24 protein-coding genes are annotated in these 21,478 nt (G+C 69.5%); 18 read left to right on the top strand and 6 right to left on the bottom strand.

Going from position 1 to position 21,478, the window contains the following annotated elements:
* Positions 1–126: 126 nt before the first annotated feature.
* Positions 127–1,659, bottom strand: coding sequence for a hypothetical protein (locus KD1_RS06845; RefSeq protein WP_217995815.1), 1,533 nt, complete (start codon positions 1,657–1,659; stop codon positions 127–129).
* A 109-nt stretch (positions 1,660–1,768) separates the two neighbouring features.
* Positions 1,769–2,707 carry an alpha/beta hydrolase gene (locus KD1_RS06840; RefSeq protein ID WP_068399477.1) on the bottom strand — a complete coding sequence of 313 codons (939 nt, stop codon included), beginning with the start codon at positions 2,705–2,707 and terminating at the stop codon, positions 1,769–1,771.
* 101 nt (positions 2,708–2,808) lie between these two features.
* On the opposite strand from KD1_RS06840, the gene KD1_RS06835 reads away from it, so the two are divergent.
* Positions 2,809–3,903, top strand: a complete 1,095-nt coding sequence (locus KD1_RS06835; protein ID WP_068399473.1) for an NADH:flavin oxidoreductase — start codon at positions 2,809–2,811, stop codon at positions 3,901–3,903.
* Positions 3,904–3,941: 38 nt separating this feature from the next.
* Here KD1_RS06835 and bfr read toward each other — a convergent pair whose 3' ends face one another.
* Positions 3,942–4,427 carry a bacterioferritin gene (gene bfr, locus KD1_RS06830; protein ID WP_068399469.1) on the bottom strand — a complete coding sequence of 162 codons (486 nt, stop codon included), beginning with the start codon at positions 4,425–4,427 and terminating at the stop codon, positions 3,942–3,944.
* Positions 4,414–4,617, bottom strand: a complete 204-nt coding sequence (locus tag KD1_RS06825; RefSeq protein ID WP_068399466.1) for a (2Fe-2S)-binding protein — start codon at positions 4,615–4,617, stop codon at positions 4,414–4,416. The genes bfr and KD1_RS06825 overlap by 14 nt, the downstream gene beginning before the upstream one ends.
* 224 nt (positions 4,618–4,841) lie before the next feature.
* Here KD1_RS06825 and KD1_RS06820 point away from each other — a divergent pair, with 224 nt between their 5' ends.
* The 12 genes from KD1_RS06820 (at position 4,842) to KD1_RS06765 (ending at position 15,646) form a co-directional block, all read left to right on the top strand.
* A complete protein-coding gene (locus tag KD1_RS06820; RefSeq protein ID WP_068399463.1) occupies positions 4,842–5,408 on the top strand; it encodes an amphi-Trp domain-containing protein in 567 nt (188 codons plus the stop codon).
* A gap of 19 nt (positions 5,409–5,427) precedes the next feature.
* Positions 5,428–6,042 carry a CDP-alcohol phosphatidyltransferase family protein gene (locus KD1_RS06815; protein WP_068399460.1) on the top strand — a complete coding sequence of 205 codons (615 nt, stop codon included), beginning with the start codon at positions 5,428–5,430 and terminating at the stop codon, positions 6,040–6,042.
* Complete coding sequence (locus KD1_RS06810; protein ID WP_068399457.1) at positions 6,029–6,964, top strand: DUF881 domain-containing protein; 936 nt, start codon at positions 6,029–6,031, stop codon at positions 6,962–6,964. Before KD1_RS06815 ends, KD1_RS06810 begins: the two co-directional genes overlap by 14 nt.
* A complete protein-coding gene (locus KD1_RS06805; protein WP_068399454.1) occupies positions 6,961–7,293 on the top strand; it encodes a small basic family protein in 333 nt (110 codons plus the stop codon). The genes KD1_RS06810 and KD1_RS06805 overlap by 4 nt, the downstream gene beginning before the upstream one ends.
* Positions 7,290–8,195 carry a DUF881 domain-containing protein gene (locus KD1_RS06800; RefSeq protein ID WP_245627303.1) on the top strand — a complete coding sequence of 302 codons (906 nt, stop codon included), beginning with the start codon at positions 7,290–7,292 and terminating at the stop codon, positions 8,193–8,195. The genes KD1_RS06805 and KD1_RS06800 overlap by 4 nt, the downstream gene beginning before the upstream one ends.
* A gap of 23 nt (positions 8,196–8,218) precedes the next feature.
* Positions 8,219–8,608: a glycine cleavage system protein GcvH gene (gcvH, locus tag KD1_RS06795; protein ID WP_068399451.1), complete on the top strand. Its 390-nt coding sequence runs from the start codon at positions 8,219–8,221 to the stop codon at positions 8,606–8,608.
* An 11-nt stretch (positions 8,609–8,619) separates the two neighbouring features.
* Positions 8,620–9,057, top strand: a complete 438-nt coding sequence (locus KD1_RS06790) for an FHA domain-containing protein (RefSeq protein ID WP_068399448.1) — start codon at positions 8,620–8,622, stop codon at positions 9,055–9,057.
* Between the two features lie 8 nt (positions 9,058–9,065).
* The gene (gene ftsR / locus KD1_RS06785) at positions 9,066–9,794 is read left to right on the top strand and encodes a transcriptional regulator FtsR (protein ID WP_068399445.1); all 729 of its coding nucleotides are present in this window, start codon (positions 9,066–9,068) and stop codon (positions 9,792–9,794) included.
* A gap of 91 nt (positions 9,795–9,885) precedes the next feature.
* Entirely contained in the window at positions 9,886–10,386 is a 501-nt protein-coding gene (locus tag KD1_RS06780; protein WP_068399442.1) for a bifunctional nuclease family protein, read from the top strand.
* 176 nt (positions 10,387–10,562) lie between these two features.
* Positions 10,563–11,150, top strand: coding sequence for a MerR family transcriptional regulator (locus KD1_RS06775; RefSeq protein WP_068399439.1), 588 nt, complete (start codon positions 10,563–10,565; stop codon positions 11,148–11,150).
* Between the two features lie 72 nt (positions 11,151–11,222).
* The gene (gcvP, locus tag KD1_RS06770; protein WP_068399436.1) at positions 11,223–14,165 is read left to right on the top strand and encodes an aminomethyl-transferring glycine dehydrogenase; all 2,943 of its coding nucleotides are present in this window, start codon (positions 11,223–11,225) and stop codon (positions 14,163–14,165) included.
* Positions 14,165–15,646: a glutamate-cysteine ligase family protein gene (locus tag KD1_RS06765; RefSeq protein WP_068399433.1), complete on the top strand. Its 1,482-nt coding sequence runs from the start codon at positions 14,165–14,167 to the stop codon at positions 15,644–15,646. The genes gcvP and KD1_RS06765 overlap by 1 nt, the downstream gene beginning before the upstream one ends.
* A 10-nt stretch (positions 15,647–15,656) precedes the next feature.
* Here KD1_RS06765 and KD1_RS06760 read toward each other — a convergent pair whose 3' ends face one another.
* Positions 15,657–16,319: a histidine phosphatase family protein gene (locus KD1_RS06760; RefSeq protein ID WP_068399430.1), complete on the bottom strand. Its 663-nt coding sequence runs from the start codon at positions 16,317–16,319 to the stop codon at positions 15,657–15,659.
* A gap of 76 nt (positions 16,320–16,395) precedes the next feature.
* Here KD1_RS06760 and KD1_RS06755 point away from each other — a divergent pair, with 76 nt between their 5' ends.
* From KD1_RS06755 to KD1_RS06740, 4 genes are read left to right on the top strand one after another with little or no spacing between them, the layout of a single operon-like run.
* Positions 16,396–17,031 (top strand): L-threonylcarbamoyladenylate synthase, encoded by a 636-nt coding sequence (locus tag KD1_RS06755; RefSeq protein WP_068399427.1) that lies wholly within the window; start codon positions 16,396–16,398, stop codon positions 17,029–17,031.
* A 35-nt stretch (positions 17,032–17,066) separates the two neighbouring features.
* Positions 17,067–17,825 carry an NUDIX hydrolase gene (locus tag KD1_RS06750; RefSeq protein WP_068399541.1) on the top strand — a complete coding sequence of 253 codons (759 nt, stop codon included), beginning with the start codon at positions 17,067–17,069 and terminating at the stop codon, positions 17,823–17,825.
* Between the two features lie 9 nt (positions 17,826–17,834).
* On the top strand, positions 17,835–18,497 hold the full coding sequence (locus tag KD1_RS06745; protein ID WP_068399425.1) for a hypothetical protein: 663 nt from the start codon (positions 17,835–17,837) through the stop codon (positions 18,495–18,497).
* Positions 18,494–19,558: a hypothetical protein gene (locus tag KD1_RS06740; RefSeq protein ID WP_068399422.1), complete on the top strand. Its 1,065-nt coding sequence runs from the start codon at positions 18,494–18,496 to the stop codon at positions 19,556–19,558. Before KD1_RS06745 ends, KD1_RS06740 begins: the two co-directional genes overlap by 4 nt.
* Here the strand turns inward: KD1_RS06740 and KD1_RS06735 are convergent.
* A complete protein-coding gene (locus KD1_RS06735; RefSeq protein WP_068399419.1) occupies positions 19,505–20,392 on the bottom strand; it encodes a DUF4031 domain-containing protein in 888 nt (295 codons plus the stop codon). The two genes, KD1_RS06740 and KD1_RS06735, sit on opposite strands and share 54 nt — an antisense overlap.
* Positions 20,393–20,498: 106 nt before the next feature.
* Between KD1_RS06735 and ppk2 the strand changes: the two genes are divergently transcribed.
* Positions 20,499–21,398, top strand: coding sequence for a polyphosphate kinase 2 (gene ppk2 / locus KD1_RS06730; RefSeq protein ID WP_068399415.1), 900 nt, complete (start codon positions 20,499–20,501; stop codon positions 21,396–21,398).
* The last annotated feature ends 80 nt before the right edge of the window (positions 21,399–21,478 follow it).

Below are 21,478 nucleotides of genomic sequence, written 5' to 3'. Positions count from 1 at the left end.
ACCCAGCATGACGCCCAGCGCCCGCCTACCTCCGCCGAATGATGGTTTCGGGCCGCTTCGCGACGGCTGGGGCGGCCCGAAACCATCACTCGACGGGTTGGGGTGTGCGGGTAGGGGCTCGGTCAGTCAGCGGCGGGGCCGGCCGGGGCACAGGTCCTCGCCCCAGAGCGATCGGTACGCCGTCGCGGGCGACTCGACGGTGTACCGGTCGAAGACGTTGTGATACCGGCGCCGTAGCGGCACGCTGGCGGCGCAACGAGCCGGTGCGTCGTACACCCGCGGTCCCATGACGACGATCTTGAGCGTCTGCTCACTGATGCCCAGACCGCGAGCTCGATCGGCTCGCGCCGCCATGCTGTTCGCCGGCGTCGCCAGACCCCCGATCAGCGCACCCCAGATGGCCAGGGCCACGATGACGCCCACGCCCCACTTCGGGCGCAGCAGGAGCCACGCCAACACCGGTGCCGCGAGGAGACAGAGCATGGACCAGAGCAACGGCGTGGACCGATAGGTCGAGGTGAACGCGGTGAGCACCGAGTCCTGGGCCTGGACGCTGACGCTCATCACGAGGGCTGTGGCGACCAGCGCGACGGCCCCGGCGATCCACAGGGCCGTCGCCCGCTCGACGATCGTCGCCGAGGCCACCGGGTCCAGCGACCGCTCGCCGACCGTTCGCCGCGCCATCGCCCCGGCCAGGGCCAGCGACGATGCCCCGATGAGGGTGAACATGATCAGCGCGCCGCTGCTCATCTGGAGACCGCCCACGCCGTCTCGGGCCACCGTGCCGGCACCCGAGGCCACCGGCATCGATCCGACGACACTGCGGACGGCGTCCACCGGCCACTGCAGGTCGATCCGGAGTCTGAAGCCCGGGTAGCAGCCGGGGCCGCGGCAGCCGTAGATCCGGATGAGCGTGCGGGTGACCGCCAGGGTGACGAGGCCACCGGCACTCAGCGCCAGCGTGGGAGCCAGCGGAACGGCCGCCGCGCCTGTGCGCCGGGCCCGCCACCACAGCACCCCCAGCAGGACGACGCTGAAGACCCCGGCGACGACGGTCATCTCGTAGTAGAGGACCACCGCGACGCCGACGATGAACAGGCCGACCGCCCACGCCCGCCGGGCCGGCGGCGACAGGTCCGGCCATCGCCGCGTGACGTGCAACAGCAGGGCCGCGGTGGCCAGGACGATGGCCACCGTGCCGAGACACAGCACCACGAAGGTGGTCCAGCCGCTGCGGTGCGTCACCGTGGCGTTCGCACCCGCGGCGTAGAGCACGGCGAAGATGATCGTCACCGCTCGGGCGTAGCCGGTTCGACCGAACAGCTCGCGCGCCAACCACGCGAAGGCCGCGATCGCCGCCAGGATGAGCAGGGCGCGGGTGATCGCCTCCACGACGTACAACTCGATCCCGAGGGCCTGGGCCACGGTCATGCCGAGGAAGTACTGCACCTCCTGGGCGAAGACCCCGACCGGAGTGATGCGCCCCTGGTGCAGCCGCCAGCGCATGTCGTGGATGACGAAGCCCGGGAGATTGAGCAGATTGCCGTTGATGTCATGGCGGGCCAGCAGGTAGTGGTACTTGCTGTCGCTGGTCACCGCGGCGAAGAGGGCAGGCGCCGTGAGCAGTGCCACCCCCAGGGCCACGAGAAGACCCTGCACCGACCGAGCCCAGCCCGGAATCCGGGGTGACCCGGGAAGCGGGAGAGCAATGGCCGTGGACCGGTTCATGAGCACAGCGGACTCCTTCGACGATGGGTCGCCGCCGCACTCATCTCGTCAGGCGCGCATCCATCCACGAGAGTACGTCGTCGACGACCTCGGCGCGATTGATCTCGTTGAGGATCTCGTGCCGCGCCTCGGGGTACGTCTTCACGGTGACATCGGCAACGCCCAGCCGCTCCAACTGCGCTCCGACCTCGGTGACCTTCGAACCGCCCACCGGGTCATCGGCACCGGCGATGATGAGCACCGGCAGCGACGTCGGAGTGCCGACGACCACCGCGTCGCGCTGCAACTCGGCGAGGCCGCCGAGCAGGTCGACGTAGAAACCGCTGGTGAAGGTCTGACCGCACAGGGGGTCGGCGACATACCGATCGACCTGCGTCTCGTCACGCGAGAGCCAGTCGAACTCGGTGCGGGCAGGCTTGAACTTCGCGTTGTACTGCCCGAACGTCAGGTTGGTCATGAGGCGGCTGGGGTGACGACGACCCCGCAGGCGCGACTCGAGGGCGGCGATGACCTGACCCGCCTTGCCCAATGCCCCCGGGTCGGTGGCCGTGCCCGAGAGGATGACCGCGGCCAGTCCGTCGCCGTACCGGGTGATGTACGTCCGGGCCAGCAGTGAACCCATGCTGTGTCCGAAGAGCACCACCGGCAGGTCGGGGAAGTCGGCGCGGGCCTGGGCGGTGAACAGGGCGAGGTCGTCGACGACGGTCTCCCAGCCGTGGACGTCGGCGAAGTATCCGCGATCGGCCGGGGCGGCGGTGAGCCCGTGCCCGCGGTGGTCGTTGGCATACACGACGTACCCGGCAGCGGTCAGGTCGCGCGCGAAGGCGTCGTAGCGGGCAGCGTGTTCGGCCATGCCGTGCGCGATCTGCACGATGGCGCGTGGCTCGTCCTCCGGCAGCCAGCGGTAGCCGCGCAACGACGCTCCGTCGTGAGCCTCGACGGTGACGGTGGGCTGCGGCCTTCCCTCGTGGACAACCATGTTCACTCCTGTGTGGACCCTCCGCCCGGCTGGCGGTTTCGAGGTCACGCTACCCTCACGAAGGTCGGTCAATCGGCCTCGCTCGCCCAAAGGAGTACAGCATGTCCGAGTCGGTCCATCACGCCACCCTGGCCGAGCCCTTGACCCTGCGTCGCGGGCCGGCGTGGCCCAACCGATTGGCCCTTGCTCCGCTGACGAACAAGCAGAGCCAGCGCGACGGGGCGCTGTCCGATGATGAGCAGCGCTGGCTGGTTCGACGGGCCGAGGGCGGTTTCGGGGTGGTTATGACGGCCGCGGCGTATGTCAGTGTCGAGGGCAAGGCCTGGGAGGGGCAGTTGGGGGTCCACGACGACGCCATGCTGCCGGGACTGACCCAGCTCGCCACGGCGATCCGCGCAGCCGGGGCGGTGTCGTCGGTCCAGCTGCACCACGGTGGTCGACGAGCCGACGCCCACGTCAGCGGCCAGCCGCTCGTGGCACCGTGGAATGACGCGAAGTACGCGGCACGTGCCCTGACCGTGCCCGAGATCGAGCACGTCGTCGACGCCTTCATCGGCGGTGCCGTACGGGCCCAGGAGGCCGGCTTCGACGGAGCGGAGATCCACGGCGCGCACGGGTACCTCATCGCCCAGTTCCTCGACACCCGGATGAACCACCGCACCGACCGCTACGGCGGTTCGCTGGAGAACCGCTACCGGATGATGCGTGAGATCGTCTCGGGCATCCGCGAGGCGACCTCGCCGGACTTCCAGGTCGGTCTGCGGCTCAGCCCCGAGCGGTACGGCATTCACCTCGAGGACGCGCAGGCGATCGTCGGCTGGGCGCTGGAGTGCGGCGACCTCGACTACGTCGACATCTCCTTGTGGGACGCGTTCAAGGCACCCCACGGTGACGACTCCGGCGATCGGCTGCTCATCGATGAGTTCACCTCGATCCCGCGCGGCGAGACCCGCCTGACGGTGGCCGGCAAGATCACCGGTGCCGCCGATGCGACCTGGTGCCTCGACCGCGGCGCGGACGCGGTGTTCGTCGGTACCGGGGCCATCCTCGCCCACGACTTCGCCCGTCAGGCGATCGCGGACGAGGCCTACCGCCATCCGGAACAGCCGGTGACGCGCGAACACCTCCGAGAGCAGGCCGTGGGGGAGGCGTTCGTCGACTACCTCGCGACGGGGTGGAGCGATTTCGTTATCTGAGGCTCTGTGTCATCTGAGGAGCGTCGTCAAACCAACGATCACGGGCCCTCGCCCGGGGCGACCTGCATGGCGAGGTAGTTCTCCAGCCCCACGCGGGCGATCGCGTCAAGCTGGCCCTCGAACCAGTCGGCGTGGCGCTCCTCGTCGAGCACCATCTCCTCGAACTTCGCGGCGGAGCCGTGATCGCCCAGGTCGTGGCATTCCTGCGCGGCCGCGTTGAAGGTGGCCACCGCGTCGATCTCGCTGGCCAGGGCGAGGCGCAGCATCTCCTCGGCGGTTTCGCCGACGGTGATGCCGTTGAGCTTCTGCACGTTGGGGTGGCCCTCGAAGAAGAGGATCCGGTTGATGAGGTCGTCGGCGTCCTTCATCTCATCGATGGACAGGTCGTAGAAGACCTTGCCCAGCTTCGGCAGACCCCAGTTGTCGAGCATGCGGGCGTGTAGGAAGTACGTGTTGACCACCGTCAGTTCGATGGTCAGCGCCTGGTTGAACAGTTCGACGATGCGTGGGCTAACTGGCTGCACGGTCCACCTCCGGGATGTCGGGTCGTTCCTGACGATGCTGGCACACCAACGCCTTGACGGAGAAGATGCAGGCACCGCAATCCTGACCCGCGCCCGTCGTACGGCACACCGCGGACAGGCTCGCGTTCCCGCTGTCGACGGCGGCCTCGACGTCACGATCGGTGACGACGGCGCAGTGGCAGACGATCAAGCGGGGCTCCCGAGGGGGTCGGCCCGGAGGTCCGGGTCAAGGTTAGGCGTGCCTAATGAACCTTAGGGGAGCCTTGCCTTCAGGCGCAACCGCTGCTCCGTGCCCGGTCGATCCAGGCCGCGATTTGGCAACACCACGTGGACCCGCACCACTTCGAGGCAGCGGCCGCCCTAGTCTGTTCCAGACACCCCCAGTGATGAACTGGCCGACGTGAGGAGCCACCCATGAAGTCGTCGTTCAAGTCCACCACCGTCCGCTCCCGCGCCGAAGCCGCCGAACTGCTTCGCGCCGTCGCCGATGCACTCGAATCCGACGGCTCTGTCGAACTCGAACTCAACGGGTCCGAGATCGAATTCGAGGTGCCCGCGGAGGTTGAATGTGAGGTCGAGGTCGAACTGGATGCCGCGGGGAGGAGTGAGCTCGAGGTCGAATTGAAGTGGCTGGCGCCGGGCGTGCGCGCCGACGACCTCGTCGCGAAGGACAAGGCCGTCCTGGACGACGACTTCGAGTCCGTCGGGGACGACGAGGCCATGCACGACGCCGATGCGCTCTGGGCCGAGGCCGAGTCGGTGGCCCTCGAGGGTGAGGAACCGGTGCTCGCCGCCACCGAGGACGTCGACTTCACGCTCGTACGAGCCGGTGTCGTGGGACCCGCCACGGGCATGTCCTGGGAGCGGGGCAACGCCGGGAAGTCCGACGCGGAGCAGGACGACGAGGTGGCGCTGACCTCGGCGACCATCGCGGCCACGACGCCGGCGGAGTTCCCGCACGGGCCCGCCGCCCAGAGTTGAACCGGCGACGGGGTAACGCGTGACGGAACCGACAGTTGCGCCCACGGGCGGCAATCCGTGGAACATCCCCAACCTCTTGTCGGTCCTGCGACTCATCGCGGTTCCGGTCTTCCTCTGGGCGATCCTGACCCATCACGACGTCCTGGCGGTCGTCATCCTCGTGGCCTCCGGCCTGACGGACTGGCTCGACGGCAAGATCGCTCGCGCGTTCAACATGACCAGTCGACTGGGGGAGCTGCTCGACCCCATCGCCGACCGGCTCTACATCGTCACGACGATCCTCGGCCTGGGGATCCGCGGCGTGGTGCCGTGGTGGTTGGTGGTGGCTCTCCTGGGCCGCGACGTCCTCCTCGCCATCCTCATGGCGTGGGCCCGGCGATTCGGCATCTTCGGGGTGCCGGTCCAGTTCGTCGGCAAGATGGCCACCTTCGCGTTGCTCTGCGCGTTCCCGGTCGTGCTGCTGCCCCATGCCGTTGACGCGACGACGATCTGGGCACGTCCGCTGGGCTGGGCGCTGATGACCTGGGGCCTGGGGCTGTACTGGTTCAGCGCTGTCGTCTACGCCGCCGAGATCGAACAGATCGCCCGGGCGAACGGCGCCGAGGGGCAGGAGGCGATCGATGGCGACGACTGACGGCACCGAGGACCCGACCACCGGGCCGGCGCGCCGCCCCGACGAGTCGATGACCCTGCTCACGGCCCTGCTCGAGCGACCCCTGGACCCGTCCTATCAGGCTGCCGCGGACCACCGGGTGTCCAAGGGGTTGCCCCCGGCGACCTCGTGGCGAACCCCGACGGCCATCATCACGGCGCTGCTCGTGGGCGCGTTGCTCGGGGTGAGTGCGCGCACCCTCGTTCCGCGTCAGCAGTTGGCCTCGCCGGTCAAGGCCGAGATCATCCAACAGATCCAGACGCGCCAGCAGGAGGCCGACGCCGGCGAGGCGCAGGTCCAGGCCCTGCAATCGGAGGTGTCGAACCTGGAGCAGAGCGCGGCGGCGGGCGCCGGCACCGGGCTGAGCGCCGAGCAACTCGACACGCTGCGGCGCGTGGCCGGCACCGTGGAGGTCAGCGGACCGGGCCTGGTCGTCACCCTCGACGACGCCCGAGCGACCGACGGCAGCGCCGACGGGAATCCGCGCACCGGAGTCAGCGACGACGGGCGGGTCATGTCGAAGGACCTGCAGATCGTGGCCAACGCCCTCTGGGCCGCGGGGGCGGAGTCGATGGCCATCAACGGTCAACGCCTCACCTCCCATACGGCGATCCGGTTTGCCGGAGAGGCGATCCTCGTCAACTTCCGCCCGCTCGTACCCCCGTACGTCGTCGAGACGATCGGCGATGCGAAGGCGCTGGAGTTGGCGTTCGGTGCCGGCACCGGCGGGGCGTACCTGAAGACCCTCTCGTCGAACTTCGGCATCCGAACCTCGGTCGAGACGGCCGATCACCTGACCCTGCCCGCGGCGGCCCAGATCGGCTCCCGCGAGGCCACACCCCTACGTCCCGGCGAGTCGACACCCCCGACCGTCCGGGTGACCCCCAAGGAGAGCGCTTCGTGATTCCGATCATCGGACTGGTCATCGGCATCGCCATCGGTGTCGTGCTCAACCCCGACGTGCCGCTGTGGTTGCAGCCCTACCTCCCGATTGCCGTGATCGCCGCCCTCGACGCGATCTTCGGCGGTATTCGGGCCACCCTGGACGGCATCTTCAACGACAAGGTCTTCGTCGTCTCATTCATCTCCAACGTCATCGTCGCCGCGTTCATCGTCTTCATCGGTGACCAGTTGGGGGTGGGCAGTCAGCTCACCACCGGCGTCGTCGTCGTCCTGGGCGTGCGCATCTTCGCCAACGTCGCCTCGATCCGCCGACACCTCTTCAAGGCATGAGCATCTCGAGCGGGTCGGCGCCGGAGCAGCAGCCGGGCTCCGAGGAGCCGCGATCCGAGGAGCCGAGGCTCACGGGCATGGTGCTCGTCGAGCCCGATCACCCGGACCACCCCGACAACCGGGACGCCCGGAAGGGCTCGCGGAAATCGACCCCTCCGGCCTCCGGGGGCGGCGGGACGGACGTGCCGCGGATGGCGTGGGGCCGTTTCGCCCGGGCTATGCGTCCCCAACTCAACCGCGGGAGCGTCGTCGGGTTGCTCATGGCGATTCTGCTGGGCTTCGCCATCTCGACGCAGGTGCAGTCGACGCGCAATCAGAGCCTGGAGACCCTGCGCGAGGAGGACCTCGTGCGGATCCTCGACGACCTGTCCCAGACGAACACGCGTCTGGACCGGGAGATCATCGATCTCGAGCGCACCCGCGACGACCTGCGCACCGGGGCCGGCCCGGCGGCGGCGAAGGCCGCACGCGATCGCGCTGACACCCTCGGGATCCTCGCCGGCACCCTGCGCGCCACCGGCCCGGGCATCACCATGACGATCAACGACCCGCAGCGCACCGTCCAGGCAGCCAACCTCATCGATGTCGTGCAGGAGCTGCGTGACGCCGGAGCCGAGGCCATCCAGATCGGTTCGGTGCGGGTCGTGGCCAGCACGTCGTTCACCGACAACGACGGGATCGAGGCCGACGGCACCCGGCTGCAGGCGCCGTACCGGATCATCGCCATCGGCACCCCGGCGACCATGTCCTCGGCGATGGCCATCCCCGGCGGGGTGTCCGACACGATTCGACGGCTCGGCGGGTCGACAAAGGTCGAGGAATTCGAGAGCGTGACGGTGGACGCGTTGCACAGTGTCCAAGCGCCTCGTTACGCTCAGCCGGTGCCCACGACGGCGCAGTGACCGGTCACCGATCAAGGAGAACCATGAGCGACCTGGAGTACCCCGAAGACCTCCGCTACACCGCCGACCACGAGTGGGTGCGCGAGGGCAACGAGGGCGTCGTGCGGATCGGGGTCACTGCCTATGCCCAGGACGCCCTGGGTGATGTCGTCTTCGTCAACCTCCCCACCGTGGGCGACGAGGTCGCCGTCGGTGACGCGGTCGGTGAGATCGAGTCGACCAAGTCCGTCAGCGACCTCTACGCCCCCGTGGCCGGTGAGGTCGTGACGGTCAACGAGGCACTGGCAGCCACCCCCGAACTCGTGAACTCCGACCCGTATGGTGAGGGCTGGATGTACGAGCTGCGTCTGGACGTGGAGGCCACCACCGACGACCTGCTCGATGCCGGTGCCTACGAGGCCCAACTCGCCTGACGGAGGACGAAATGACTGACAACGACAACCTCGCGCCGGACCCCGCGACCCAGCGTCTGCAGAACGCCGGGGCCCACTCCGCGTTCGAGGGTGCCGACCTCGACGAGCGCCACCTGACCCGGGACGAGCAGGCGACCGTCGACGCCCTGGTCCCCGGCACGGCCCTGCTCATCGTGCTGCGCGGTCCCAACAGCGGAGCGCGGTTCCTCCTCGACAACACCGAGGTCACCGCAGGCCGCGGCTCGGACAGCGACATCTTCCTCGACGACGTGACGGTCTCGCGCCGGCACGCGGTCTTCAGCCGCGAGGGCGGGTTCACCGTCCGCGACGTCGGCTCGCTCAACGGCACCTACGTCAATCGCGAGCGCATCGACTCCGCGCCGCTGCAGACCGGCGACGAGGTGCAGATCGGCAAATTCCGATTGGTCTTCTACGCCGCTCACTCCTGACCGCCGCGGTGTCCACTCCCGGGGAACTGACGATCGGGGCGGTCGTCGACGAACTGCGCCCGGATTTCGACGACGTCTCCATATCGAAGATCCGCTACCTCGAGGCCGAGGGGCTGGTCAGCCCGCGCCGCACGACCGCGGGCTACCGGCTCTTCAGCCTCGACGATGTCCAGCGGCTGCGGTACATCCTCACCGCCCAACGTGACCGATTCCTCCCGTTGCGCGTCATCCGCGAGGAACTCGACGCCATCGATCGCGGTACCATGACACCGCACGGCGGCGAGGGCGCGGCCGGAGCGCCGCAGGCCCCGGTCAGCGACGGCGTGCCGCGGGCGAAGGACCTGGCCGCCCCCACGACGCTCCGCCTGACCCGGCATGAGCTCGGTCAACGTACCGGTCTGACGGGCGCCCAACTCGAATCGCTCGTCGGGTACGGGCTGATCGCCCCGGACGGGGAGTACCTCGATGAGGACGACCTCGTCGTGGCCAGTGCGGCGGCGAGTCTGATCCAGTTCGGCATCGAGCCTCGGCATCTTCGGCCCTTCGTCAGCGCCGCCGACCGGGAGGTGACCCTCGTCGGTCACGCGGTCTCGCAGCGCGGTCCGGGCCGATCGCCGACCGCGTCGACCCCGGCGTCGGGCTCGGCCTCCACCAGCGTGATCGCGGCCGAGGTGGCCCGCCAGTGCCTGGCGCTGCACGTCGCTCTGGTGCGCAAGGCGCTGCGGCAGCAGTCCTGAGGGTGCGCGGCCCACGTCACCGTTGGGCACGACGCTCCGCCGTCGGCGGATTTGTGGTGACCCTGCCCGCCGATCGGGTTACCGTGGAGGGGTGAAGCCGTTGGACGTGCTGGGAGTCCGTGTCGAGATGCCGGCCTCGTCGCCGGTGGTCCTGTTACGCGAGCGTGGGGGCGATCGCTATCTACCCGTGTGGATCGGTGCCACCGAGGCGACCGCCATCGCGTATGCCCAACAGGGGGTCGTGCCGCCGCGGCCACTGACCCATGACCTGCTCAAGAACGTCATCGACGCGCTCGGGCGCACCCTCAAGTTGGTGCGCATCGACGGGCTCATCGACGGGGTGTTCCACTCCACGCTCGTGTTCGACAACGGGGTGGAGGTCAGTTCGCGCACCTCGGACGCGATCGCGCTGGCCCTGCGCACCGGCACCGAGGTCGTCACGAACGACGAGCTGCTCGCCCAGGCGGGTGTCCTGTCCGGGCCGGACGACGACGAGGCCGCCCACGAGAACGAGGAGCAGGAGGTCGAGCAGTTCAAGGAGTTCCTCGACACGATCTCGCCGGAGGACTTCGGCGACCCCGGGCCGCACTGACCCGGCTCGCCGAGAACAAGTCACACACGCAACACCCGTCACAGCAGTACACTCAGGTAACACTCGGATAACGACGCTCCGGCCCCGGGGTGTCGCGGGCGTCGGTGATTGACCCCGCCGCAGGCGGACCGTAACGTCGCAGATGTGGCCGGATCCGCCGGTCGAGACATGGAGGCATGGTGAGCGCAGGCAGCACCGCGGGTCAGCCGGCGACCCACGCAACCCGCACGCCGACCCAGGGCGTGCTCTTCGACGACGATCTGCCCGACCTGTCCGAGGACCTCGGCTACCGCGGTCCCATCGCCTGCAAGGCGGCCGGCATCACCTACCGCCAACTCGACTACTGGGCTCGCACGGGGCTGGTGGAACCATCGGTGCGCGATGCCTCGGGTTCGGGCACCCAGCGCCTCTACGGCTTCCGCGACATCCTCGTGCTCAAGGTCGTCAAGCGACTTCTCGACACCGGCGTGTCACTCCAGCAGATTCGTACCGCCATCCAGGCCCTGCGCGAACGCGGTGTCGAGGACCTGGCCGGGATCACCCTGATGAGCGACGGCGCCTCCGTGTACGAGTGCACCAGCGCCGATGAGGTCATCGACCTCGTGCAGGGCGGTCAGGGTGTCTTCGGGATCGCTGTCGGGCGCGTGTGGCGCGAGGTCGAGGGCACCCTGGCCGAACTGCCGGCCGAGCGGGCCGACGCGACCGAGCCGGTCGTGCACCCGGGTGACGAACTCAGCGCTCGTCGCGCCAAGCGCGGCGCCTGAACGGCCTCGCCTGTAATCTGACGGTTGGTCACCTCCTCCGTCCCGAGGGGGCGTTGAACAGCAGGAGTTGCCGTGAGCCAACCGTCTCAGTCCGCCCTTCCCGCCTTCGCCGCCCGGCACATCGGGCCGCGCGAGAGCGATCTGCCTGAGATGCTCGCGACCGTCGGCACGTCCAGTCTGGACGCCCTGGCCGACGCGGCCGTTCCCGCCGTCATCCGCACCCACCTCGACGTCGCCATCCCGGCGGCCGCGACCGAGGCCGAGGTCCTGGCCGAACTGCGGGCCCTGGCCGCCGGCAACGAGGTGTTCACCTCGCTGATCGGGCAGGGGTACTACGGCACCCACGTCCCGTCGGTGATCCAGCGCAACGTCCTCGAGAATCCCGCGTGGTACACCGCCTACACGCCCTACCAACCGGAGATCAGCCAGGGCCGCCTGGAGGCCCTGCTCAACTTCCAGACGATGGTCGGCGACCTCACCGCGCTCCCGGTCGCCGGGGCGTCGCTGCTCGACGAGGGCACCGCCGCGGCCGAGGCGATGACGCTCATGCGGCGGGTGTCCAAGGTGGCCAAGGACGCGGTGCTCCTCGTCGACACCGACGTGTTCGCCCAGACGCGTGCGGTCATGGGCACCCGCGCCCGACCGCTGGGCCTGGAGATCGTCGACGCCGACCTGTCCGGGGTGTCCTCGGTCGACGGCCTGCGGGCTGTCGCCGGGGGCCGCGAGGTCTTCGGCGTCCTGGTCCAGTACCCCGCGGCCAGCGGGGAGATCCGGGATTGGCGGGCGCTCACCGCGGCGGCCCACGAGGTCGGCGCGCTGGTCGCGGCCGCGGCCGACCTTCTGGCGTTGACCCTGCTCACACCGCCGGGGGAGTGGGGCGCCGACATCGCGGTGGGGACCACCCAGCGCTTCGGGGTGCCGATGGGCTTCGGCGGGCCGCACGCCGGCTACATGAGCGTGCGCGCGGGGCTCGAGCGGTCCCTGCCCGGTCGACTGGTCGGCGTGTCGGTCGATGCCGACGGCAACCCGGCCATGCGGTTGGCGCTGCAGACGCGGGAACAGCACATTCGCCGCGAGAAGGCCACGTCGAACATCTGCACCGCCCAGGTGCTCCTGGCCGTGATGGCCTCGATGTACGCGGTGTACCACGGCCCGGCCGGGTTGACCGAGATCGCCGGGCAGGTGCGTGGCAAGGCGGCGTTCCTGGCCGGCGCGATCGACCCGACCCACGCCCACGTCGTCACCCAGCGCTACTTCGACACGCTGCGGATCGCCGTGCCCGGCCGGGCCGATGAGGTCGTCGCCACGGCCCGGGCGGCCGGGATCAACCTCTGGCGCGTCGACGTCGACCACGTGTCGGTGTCGGTCGACGAGACCACCACACCGGCGACGCTGGCGGCACTGGTGGGAGTGTTCGGCGGGGCGCAGACCCCAGCCGTGAACTGGCCCTCGAACGACGCTCCGGTGAACGAGGCTCCGGTGAACGACGCTCCCGTGTTCGAGGCGCCCGCGTACGAGCCGCCGTTCGCCCGGACGAGCGCATTCCTCACCCACCCGGTCTTCCACGAGTACCGCTCGGAGACGCAGATGATGCGGTACCTGCGCCGGCTGGCCGATCGCGACTTCGCCCTCGACCGCGGCATGATCCCGCTCGGCTCGTGCACGATGAAACTCAACGCCGCCACCGAGATGACCGCCATCACCTGGCCGGAGTTCTCGAGCATCCACCCGTTCGCGCCGGCCGACCAGACCCGCGGCATCCGTGAGCTCATCGACCAGCTCTCCGGGTGGCTCTGCGAGGTGACCGGCTACGACGCGGTCTCACTCCAGCCCAACGCCGGGTCTCAGGGCGAGCTCGCCGGCCTGCTCGCGATCCGTGGCTACCACGCCGCGCGGGGGCAGGCGCAGCGCAACATCTGTCTCATCCCGGCCAGCGCCCACGGCACGAACGCGGCCAGCGCCGTCATGGCCGGCATGAAGGTGGCCGTGGTGCGGACCGACCCTGCCACCGGGTCCATCGACATGGACGACCTCCAGGCCAAGGTCGAGGCCCACCGCGACGACCTCGCCGCGATCATGGTCACCTACCCCTCCACCCACGGGGTCTTCGAGGACACGATCAGCAAGCTGTGCCACCTCGTGCACGACGCCGGCGGTCAGGTGTACGTCGACGGTGCCAACCTCAATGCCCTCATGGGCCTGGCCCGGCCCGGGGAGTTCGGCGCCGACGTCAGCCACCTCAACCTGCACAAGACGTTCTGCATCCCGCACGGCGGCGGTGGCCCGGGCGTCGGACCGGTCGCGTGCCGCAGCCACCTCGCCCCCTACCTGCCCAACCATCCGCTCGATGCCGAGGCGGGCCCGGCCACCGGCGCCGGTCCGGTCTCCGCCGCGCCGTTCGGATCGGCGAGCATCCTGCCGATCTCGTGGGCGTACGTGCGGCTCATGGGCGGGGCCGGGCTGGCGCGGTCCAGTCAGATCGCGGTGCTCAACGCCAACTACATCGCCGCGCGGCTGCGCGAGCATTACCCGGTGCTGTACTCCGGTGACGGCGGTCTGGTCGCGCACGAGTGCATCCTCGACCTGCGCGACCTCACCAAGGCCACGGGCGTGACCGTCGACGACGTCGCCAAGCGCCTGATCGACTACGGGTTCCACGCCCCGACGATGTCGTTCCCGGTCGCCGGCACGCTCATGGTCGAGCCGACCGAATCCGAGGACCGCGGCGAGATCGACCGGTTCTGCGACGCGATGATTGCCATCCGCGACGAGATCCGCGCGGTCGAGAGCGGTGAGATCGCGGCGGCCGACACCGCGCTCCGTCACGCCCCGCACACCGCGGCGAGCCTGGTCGGGGACTGGGATCACGCCTATGACCGGGCCACGGCGGTCTACCCGGGCGGGATGGACCCGCTGACCAAGTACTGGCCCCCGGTCCGGCGCATCGACGGCGCCTACGGTGACCGTCATCTCGTCTGCTCCTGCCCCTCACCCGAGGAACTGGCGGAGCTCTGATGGGCCGGGAGATCGCCGCCCAGACGTACCCACGGGAACAGCGGCGGCGCTACCGGGAGCGAGTGCGGCAGGACCTCGACGTCTTCGCCGATCTGTTGGCGCACCACGACTTCGACGCCGACCGGCGCATGACCGGTGTCGAGGTCGAGATGAGTCTGGTCGGGCCCGGTGAGGAGCCGGCCATGATCAACGAGTCGGTCCTCGCCGCGATCGGGCAGGAACGGTTCCAGAGCGAACTCGGCCGGTACAACATCGAACTCAACCTGCCGCCGCGTGAACTGGGCGGAGCCTCGTTGCGCGAGTTCGAGGACGAGTTCGTCGAGGCCCTCATGGTGGCCGAGCGCGGCGCGGCCGGCAACGACGCGCACGTGGCGCTGGTCGGGATCCTGCCCACCCTGCGCGACGCCGACCTGACGGCGGATTGGATCACGCCGAGCAACCGGTTCATCGCCCTCAACGACGCGATCATGGCGGCCCGTGGTGAGGAGATCGATCTCGACATCACCGGGCCCGACGGCGAGCGGGTGCGGCGCTACAGCGACAACATCGCCCCGGAGTCGGCGTGCACCTCGGTGCAGTTGCACCTCCAGGTCTCGCCCGATGAGTTCGCGTCGTATTGGAACGCGGCCCAGGCGATCACCGGGGTCCAGGTGGCCCTCGGCGCGAACAGTCCATTCCTGTTCGGGCGACGGTTGCACGCCGAGACGCGCATCGCGCTGTTCCGGCAGTCCATCGACACCCGAACCCCGGAACTGCGCAATCAGGGGGTGCGCCCGCGGGCGGTCTTCGGGGAGCGCTGGATCACCTCGATCTTCGATCTCTTCGAGGAGAACGTCGCGTACTACACCTCGCTGCTGCCCGAGCTCAGCGACGAGGACCCGGTGGCCGAGCTGGCCTCCGGGGCGGCCCCGCTGCTGACGGACCTGCGTCTGCACAACGGCACGATCTACCGCTGGAACCGCCCGATCTACGACGTCGTCAACGGCCGCGCGCACCTGCGGGTCGAGAACCGGGTGCTCCCGTCGGGACCGACCGCGATCGACGTCACGGCCAACGCGGCGTTCTACCACGGGATGGTCGAGGCGCTGGCACGCGCCGACCGGCCGATGTGGTCGCGGATGCCGTTTGCGGTGGCCGAACGCAACTTCGAGGCCGGCGCGCGGGGCGGGCTCGACGCGGAGGTGCGGTGGCCCGGGTTGGGCAAGCAGTCCGTCAACGACCTGGTGCTGCAGGAACTGCTACCGCTGGCCCAGACCGGTCTGGAGTCGCTCGGTGCCGACGGGCCCACCATCGACCGGTATCTCGGTGTGCTCGAGGGCCGTTGCGCGCGGGACGTCAACGGGGCGATCTGGCAGTCGCGGGCCGTGGAGAGGTTCGAGGAGCGCGGTGAGTCACGGGCCTCCGCGTTGGCCCAGATGGTGCGTCTCTATCGGGAACACAGTCTGACCAACGCGCCGGTGCACACGTGGCCGCTGCCATAGGCCGGCGTGATCAGCCGGCCGCCGGCGTGCTCACGTCGCCGCGGGTGGCGGGCACGTTCCACTCGTGGATGCAGGGTTGTTCGCGTTCGTAGCGCAGCACGCACACCGACCCGGCATCGAGCAGGAGGTTGGCCCCGAAGCGCGGCGCCTCGCGGAGGAACACGGCGGTGAGGACGCGCAGGGCGTGACCGTGCCCGACGAGCGCGACGTCCTGATCCTGGAGGACCGGGCCGATGCGGCGCAGCACCCGGGAGGCGCGCGCGGCGACCTCCTCGACCGTCTCGCCGGGGGAGTCCGCACCCGGCACGACCCCGTCGCTGAAGACGGTCCACATGTATCCCAGCTCCTCGCGGATGTCGTGGGTCGTGCGCCCCTCGTAGCCGCCGTAGTCCCACTCGAGCAGGTCCGGGTCGACGGCGTCGGGCACCAACCCGGCCAACTCCGCCGTGCGCTGGGCCCGTTGGAGCGGGGAGACCAGCACCAGACCGAATCGATGTCCCGCCAGTCGTGGGGCCAAGGCGCGGGCGTCCTCCTCACCCTGGGGCAGGAGCGGCAGATCGGTGCGGCCGGTGTGGCGACCGTCGAGGGACCACTGCGTCTGACCGTGCCGCAGCAGCACGAGGCTCCCGTTGGGCGAGGGCGGTTCGTAGGAGGGAGTACGCGCGCTGGCCATACGCATCAGCCTAGGGGGATCACTGCGCGACAAGGGGAATCACGACACGAGCGGAATCAGGCCGTACATTTGGGGGATGGCCCGATTCGTGGAACTGCACCCCGTGAACCCGCAGCCGCGCCTCGTCGAGAAGATCGTCGAGGGAATCCGCAACGGAGCCCTCGTGGCCTACCCGACCGATTCGGGTTACGCCCTCGGCGGCCGCCTCTCCGATCAGAGCATCAAGGACCGGATCCGTGATATCCGTCGGCTCGATGACAAGCATCACTACACCCTCATGTGCCGAGACTTCGCGCAGATGGGCCAGTTCGTCCACGTCGACAACGCCATCTTCCGGATGGTCAAGGCGGCCACCCCCGGGCCGTACACCTTCATCCTCCCGGCCACCAAGGACGTGCCGCGTCGCCTGCTGCATCCGCGCAAGAAGACGGTCGGGGTGCGCATCCCCGACCATCACATCGTGCAGGCGCTGCTGACCGAACTCGGTGAGCCCATGCTGTCGAGCACGCTGATCCTGCCCGACGTGGAGCACCAGCCCACGCACGGGTGGGAGGTCAAGGAGGCACTGGACTCCGTCGTCGACATCGTCATCGAGGAGTCCGACGACGACGCGGAGCTCATGGTGGCCGAGCCGACCACGGTGATCGACTTTTCCAGCGGCGAACCCGTGCTCGAACGGATCGGTGCTGGGGACCCGACGCCCTTCGAGTGAGCGCACCCGCCGGGCCGAGCCCTAGTATGGCGGGCATGAGGTCCACCGTCCCAGCCGCGGCCGCGCCGCCCGCGCTGGTCTACGACGAGGCGCTGCGCGAACGCATCTCCGGGCATCTGGCCCGCCATGAGCGCCGCGTCGCCGATCTGGAGGGGCGTCGCCACGCGGCCGTCGCGGTCGTGTTGGTCGACTCCCAGCCCGGTGAGGTGCGCGTCGACCCGTACGCGCTCTCCGGCGACTGGGCCCAGGCGAACGTCCCCGGCGATGTGTCGAACCTGGATGGTCGCATGGTCAACGTCTCCGGCGGAGCGGCGTTCGTCCTGTGTCGTCGCGCGGCCCGCCTCAACGCCCACTCCGGTCAGTGGGCGCTGCCCGGTGGTCGGCTCGATGCAGGGGAGACACCCATCGACGCGGCGCTGCGGGAGCTCGACGAGGAGTGCGGCGTGCGGCTTCCCGACTCCGCGGTGTTGGGCCTGATGGACGACTACCCGACCCGATCGGGCTACGTGATGACGCCGGTCGTCGTGTGGGGAGGTGGGCCGTTGGAGCTGCGGCCCCAGCCCGACGAGGTGGCGGCGGTGTACCGCGTCGGGTTGAACCAGCTGACTCGTCCCGACTCCCCGCGGTTCGTGACGATCCCCGAGAGCGACCGGCCCGTGGTGCAGGTGCCCCTCGGTGGCGACCTGATCCACGCACCCACCGGCGCGGTGCTCGTGCAGATGCGCTGGCTCGGACTCGAGGGGTCGGACCGGCCCGTGCACGACTTCGAGCAGCCCGTCTTCGCCTGGAGCTGACCGATCCTCATGGACGTGCTTCACCTGCTCGGTGACATTCTTCAGGTCGCCCGCGGTGCCATGGGGCTCGACTCCGAGGTGATCAGTCGGGTGGACAGCGGCGGCCGGGAGTTCGTCGTCGCCCTCGGCGTCGCCCTGCTGGCCGGGATCTCGTCGGTGCTGGGGCGATGGGCGGTGCTGGCGATCAACGGGGTCCGCGGCGGGCGCCTCGTGCTCTCGATCGTCGTGGCCTCGCTCGTACCGTTCATCCTGTACACCCTGACCGCGGTGGCCGTCTGGGGCACGGCCACGGTCGTGCTGGGCGATGCTCCCAGCCTGGGCCGGGTCGTGCCCGTGGTCCTGCTGGCCACGGCACCGCACATCTGGGGGTTCCTCGTCCTGGTGCCCTACCTCGGTCCCGGGATCGAGCGGATTCTGTCGGTGTGGGGGGCCCTGGTCCTGTGGACGGGAGTGGCCGTCGTCCTGGACGTGGACCGCTGGACCGCGCTGGGCATCTCGGTGGCGGCGTGGGCGATCACGCGGGTGGGCGCATGGCTCATGGCGCGTCCGCTGCAGTGGGTGCGCGACACCATCTGGCGACTCGCGACAGGGACGCCCATGCAACTGACCGTGCAGGACGTGCTCGACGCCTTCCCGATGCCGGAGCCCGACCCGCAGGAGGGGCAGCGTTGATCGAGATCCTCATCGGCATCGTCGTCATCATCGTCGTGGCCCTGCTGTTGTCTCCGCTCGAGTCGCTGGCGTGGTGGTCGAGGGAGGGACAGGCAGAGTCGCGCAAACGCGCGCGACAGCTGCACCAGGCCGTCGGGGAGCACCCCCATGCGCTGCCGGGGACCGACCCGTCGTCCGGCCACTACCTCGTGTTCCTCTCGGGCATCGCCACGATCGGTGGGGACTACCTGCCCAGCGGGGAGCGGGCCATCCTCGACGCACTGGACGAGCGGCTCCCCGCCACCCGGGTGGTCCGCGACGTCTTCCCGTACTCCGCGGAGAACCGCGGGCTGACCGCCCGGCGGCCGACGGCCTGGCTCTGGCGTCGCGCCCGCCGGTTGCGCAGCCGCGGGGTGATCATCGGGTACGCGATCAACATCCGGAACGTCATCCAACTCATCGTCTCGGCGGACAACCGGTATGGCCCGGTGTACAGCGCCGGCCTGGCCCAGCAGATCTGGGCCGGCCTGCTGCGGGCCGGCTACCGCCCGGCGGAGCGTCGCCCGGTGACGTTGTTGGCGTGGAGCGGCGGAGCTCAGATGGCGCTCGGCTCGGTCTGGTACCTCGCCTCGCTCGGACTGGACGTGCGACTGGTCTCCGTCGGTGGTGTCATGGCCAACGACCCGGGGGTGCGCCGGGTCAAGCACCTCTGGCACATCCGCGGAACCAAGGACCGCATCCAGTTGATCGGCAAGGTGTTCTTCCCCGGGCGTTGGCCGGCAGCCCGGAACTCGGCGTGGAACAAGGCGCTGGCCGAAGGCCGTGTCAGCGAGCACGTCATCGGCACGATGAAGCACTGCGGCTCGGACTCGTACATGGACTCCGACGCCATGGCCCCCGACGGCCGGTCGTTCGCGGACACAACGATCGACACCATTGCCGATCTCATCGTCGAGGCCGGCTTGGACCCCGGTCTCCCGGAGGGTGGGCCCGCCACGGGCGGCCGTCTGCGGGTGCAGCGTGGTGAGTCAGCCGGATCTGAGCCGGTGGACCTCGCGGGAGAGGTTGGCCCGGGCCGGTGAGTCCCACTTGGCGTGGGCGACGTCACCGACGTACAGCCGCTCGCGGGTGAGGAAGTCGTCGAGCACTAAGGCTCGTCCCTGACGAAACAGGTCGACCGGCACCTCCGAGTACTCGGCCCGCACGTCGCGGGCGTAGGCGTCATAGCGGCCGGGGTCGGCACCGAGAATGGCGAGGTCGGCGTCGCACAGGGCGATGCCGTCATGGTCCGAGTGCTCGACGTGGTGTCCCGCAGTGAGGAGCACCAGCCGGGTGACCTCATCGATCTCCGCGACCGGCACATGCGCAGACAGCGCGACGATGGCCAACTCGGCCGAGTCTGACTCGTCCTGCCCGGGTCGGCCCTCGTAGATCGCGTCATGGAACCAGGCCGCAAGCCGCAGCGCCCGTGACGGGTGGGCGACCTGCGCAGACCCGAGCGCCTCCAGAACCTCGAGCAGGTGACGTTGGTCGTGGTAGCGGCGGGATCGATCACCCCACCGTTCCAGCAACTCCTCGCCGACCGCGGGGGCCTGGGGGAGCACGGTGGCCCAGTGCTGTCGCAACGTCGAGACCCGCGTCGTGGTCTGTGCGCGTCGGGCTGCCCCCGAGAGGCGCAGGCCACTGGCGATGAGCCGACGCACGAGCTCCGTGCCGGACACCGCGAGGGCACCGAGGGCCACCGCCGGAGAGTGCAGCTCCTGCGGGATGTCGTAGTGGTCCTGATCGAAGGCACGGGGGTGTGCCCCGAGCCGGTCGGCGAACTCGTGCAGTTCCTCCAGCGAGGCATCGGAGACCAGGTGGGAGAAGAGCGTCCCGCGGGCCGGCCACTGCGGGGGATCGATGAGCACGGCCATTTCCGCAGGATACCGAGGCCGACCACCCCCCGAAAGCCGCCGAGGCTCGCCACCCGGTCGAGCTGGGCTCCGGTGGCTCGTGCCGGCCAAGTGCAAGAATCGAGGGATGGCATCGACACCCCGCATGGACAAAGCCGTCTACGAGGCTGAGCTGTACCACCTGCAAGGTGAACTGGTGAAGCTGCAGGAATGGGTCAAACGGGAGGGCGAGCGACTGATCGTCGTCTTCGAGGGCCGGGATGCCGCCGGCAAGGGCTCGACGATCAAGCGATTCAACGAGTATCTCAACCCGCGGCAGACGCGGATCGTCGCGCTGCCGGTGCCGACCGAACGGGAGCGGACGCAGTGGTACTTCCAGCGCTACATCGAGCACCTGCCGGCCGCCGGCGAGATCGTCCTGTTCGACCGTTCCTGGTACAACCGCGCCGGTGTCGAGAAGGTCATGGGGTATTGCACTCCCGATGAGTACCGCCGATTCCTGCACCAGTGCCCGATCTTCGAGCGGCTCCTCGTGGAGGATGGCATCCGCGTCCTGAAGTACTGGTTCTCCGTGTCCGACAAGGAGCAGTACCGCCGATTCGCCTCGCGATTGACCGACCCGATGCGGCGGTGGAAGTTGTCTCCGACGGACGTGAAGTCGTTGTCGATGTGGGAGGAGTACTCGCGCGCCAAAGACGAGATGCTCGTGCACACGGACATTCCCGAGGCCCGATGGAACATCGTCGAGTCCGAGGACAAGCGTCGTTCCCGGCTGAACATGATCGCCGACGTCCTGACGAAGGTGCCGTACGTCGAGGTCGAGGCCCCGGTTCTGGAGCTCCCGCCGCGCCCGAAGTCCAAGGGATACATCCGCATGGACAAGTCCCTTCAGCACGAGGTGGCCGACCATGCTGCCGCGGTCGAGGCCATGAACGGCCTCAAGCCGGGGGAGAAGCGCGAGAACGGGAGCAAGAACCGCGAGGTCACGGTCAGCGGAGCCCCGCAGGACTGGCCTACCGCTCCCTAACTTCGCTGCCCCTCACAGGGGCAGACTTCTCCCTTGGTGCGGGGCGTGGTCATGGTCGCCTCCGGTGGAAGCCGGGTCTC

The organism is Kribbia dieselivorans NBRC 106261, assembly GCF_001552435.1.
Classification (GTDB): domain Bacteria; phylum Actinomycetota; class Actinomycetes; order Actinomycetales; family Dermatophilaceae; genus Kribbia; species Kribbia dieselivorans.
Note: the sequence above shows the minus strand (reverse complement) of the source record. Positions and strands in the feature narration are given on the sequence as shown.

What these genes read in the sequence shown, in the direction of transcription:
- KD1_RS06840 (WP_068399477.1), bottom strand. Translation starts at nt 2,707, where the DNA reads ATGGTTGTCCACGAGGGAAGGCCGCAGCCCACCGTCACCGTCGAGGCT.
- KD1_RS06835 (WP_068399473.1), top strand. Translation starts at nt 2,809, where the DNA reads ATGTCCGAGTCGGTCCATCACGCCACCCTGGCCGAGCCCTTGACCCTG.
- KD1_RS06820 (WP_068399463.1), top strand. Translation starts at nt 4,842, where the DNA reads ATGAAGTCGTCGTTCAAGTCCACCACCGTCCGCTCCCGCGCCGAAGCC.
- KD1_RS06810 (WP_068399457.1), top strand. Translation starts at nt 6,029, where the DNA reads ATGGCGACGACTGACGGCACCGAGGACCCGACCACCGGGCCGGCGCGC.
- KD1_RS06800 (WP_245627303.1), top strand. Translation starts at nt 7,290, where the DNA reads ATGAGCATCTCGAGCGGGTCGGCGCCGGAGCAGCAGCCGGGCTCCGAG.
- gcvH (WP_068399451.1), top strand. Translation starts at nt 8,219, where the DNA reads ATGAGCGACCTGGAGTACCCCGAAGACCTCCGCTACACCGCCGACCAC.
- KD1_RS06790 (WP_068399448.1), top strand. Translation starts at nt 8,620, where the DNA reads ATGACTGACAACGACAACCTCGCGCCGGACCCCGCGACCCAGCGTCTG.
- KD1_RS06775 (WP_068399439.1), top strand. Translation starts at nt 10,563, where the DNA reads ATGGTGAGCGCAGGCAGCACCGCGGGTCAGCCGGCGACCCACGCAACC.
- KD1_RS06765 (WP_068399433.1), top strand. Translation starts at nt 14,165, where the DNA reads ATGGGCCGGGAGATCGCCGCCCAGACGTACCCACGGGAACAGCGGCGG.
- KD1_RS06760 (WP_068399430.1), bottom strand. Translation starts at nt 16,319, where the DNA reads ATGGCCAGCGCGCGTACTCCCTCCTACGAACCGCCCTCGCCCAACGGG.
- KD1_RS06755 (WP_068399427.1), top strand. Translation starts at nt 16,396, where the DNA reads ATGGCCCGATTCGTGGAACTGCACCCCGTGAACCCGCAGCCGCGCCTC.
- KD1_RS06750 (WP_068399541.1), top strand. Translation starts at nt 17,067, where the DNA reads ATGAGGTCCACCGTCCCAGCCGCGGCCGCGCCGCCCGCGCTGGTCTAC.
- KD1_RS06745 (WP_068399425.1), top strand. Translation starts at nt 17,835, where the DNA reads ATGGACGTGCTTCACCTGCTCGGTGACATTCTTCAGGTCGCCCGCGGT.
- KD1_RS06735 (WP_068399419.1), bottom strand. Translation starts at nt 20,392, where the DNA reads ATGGCCGTGCTCATCGATCCCCCGCAGTGGCCGGCCCGCGGGACGCTC.
- ppk2 (WP_068399415.1), top strand. Translation starts at nt 20,499, where the DNA reads ATGGCATCGACACCCCGCATGGACAAAGCCGTCTACGAGGCTGAGCTG.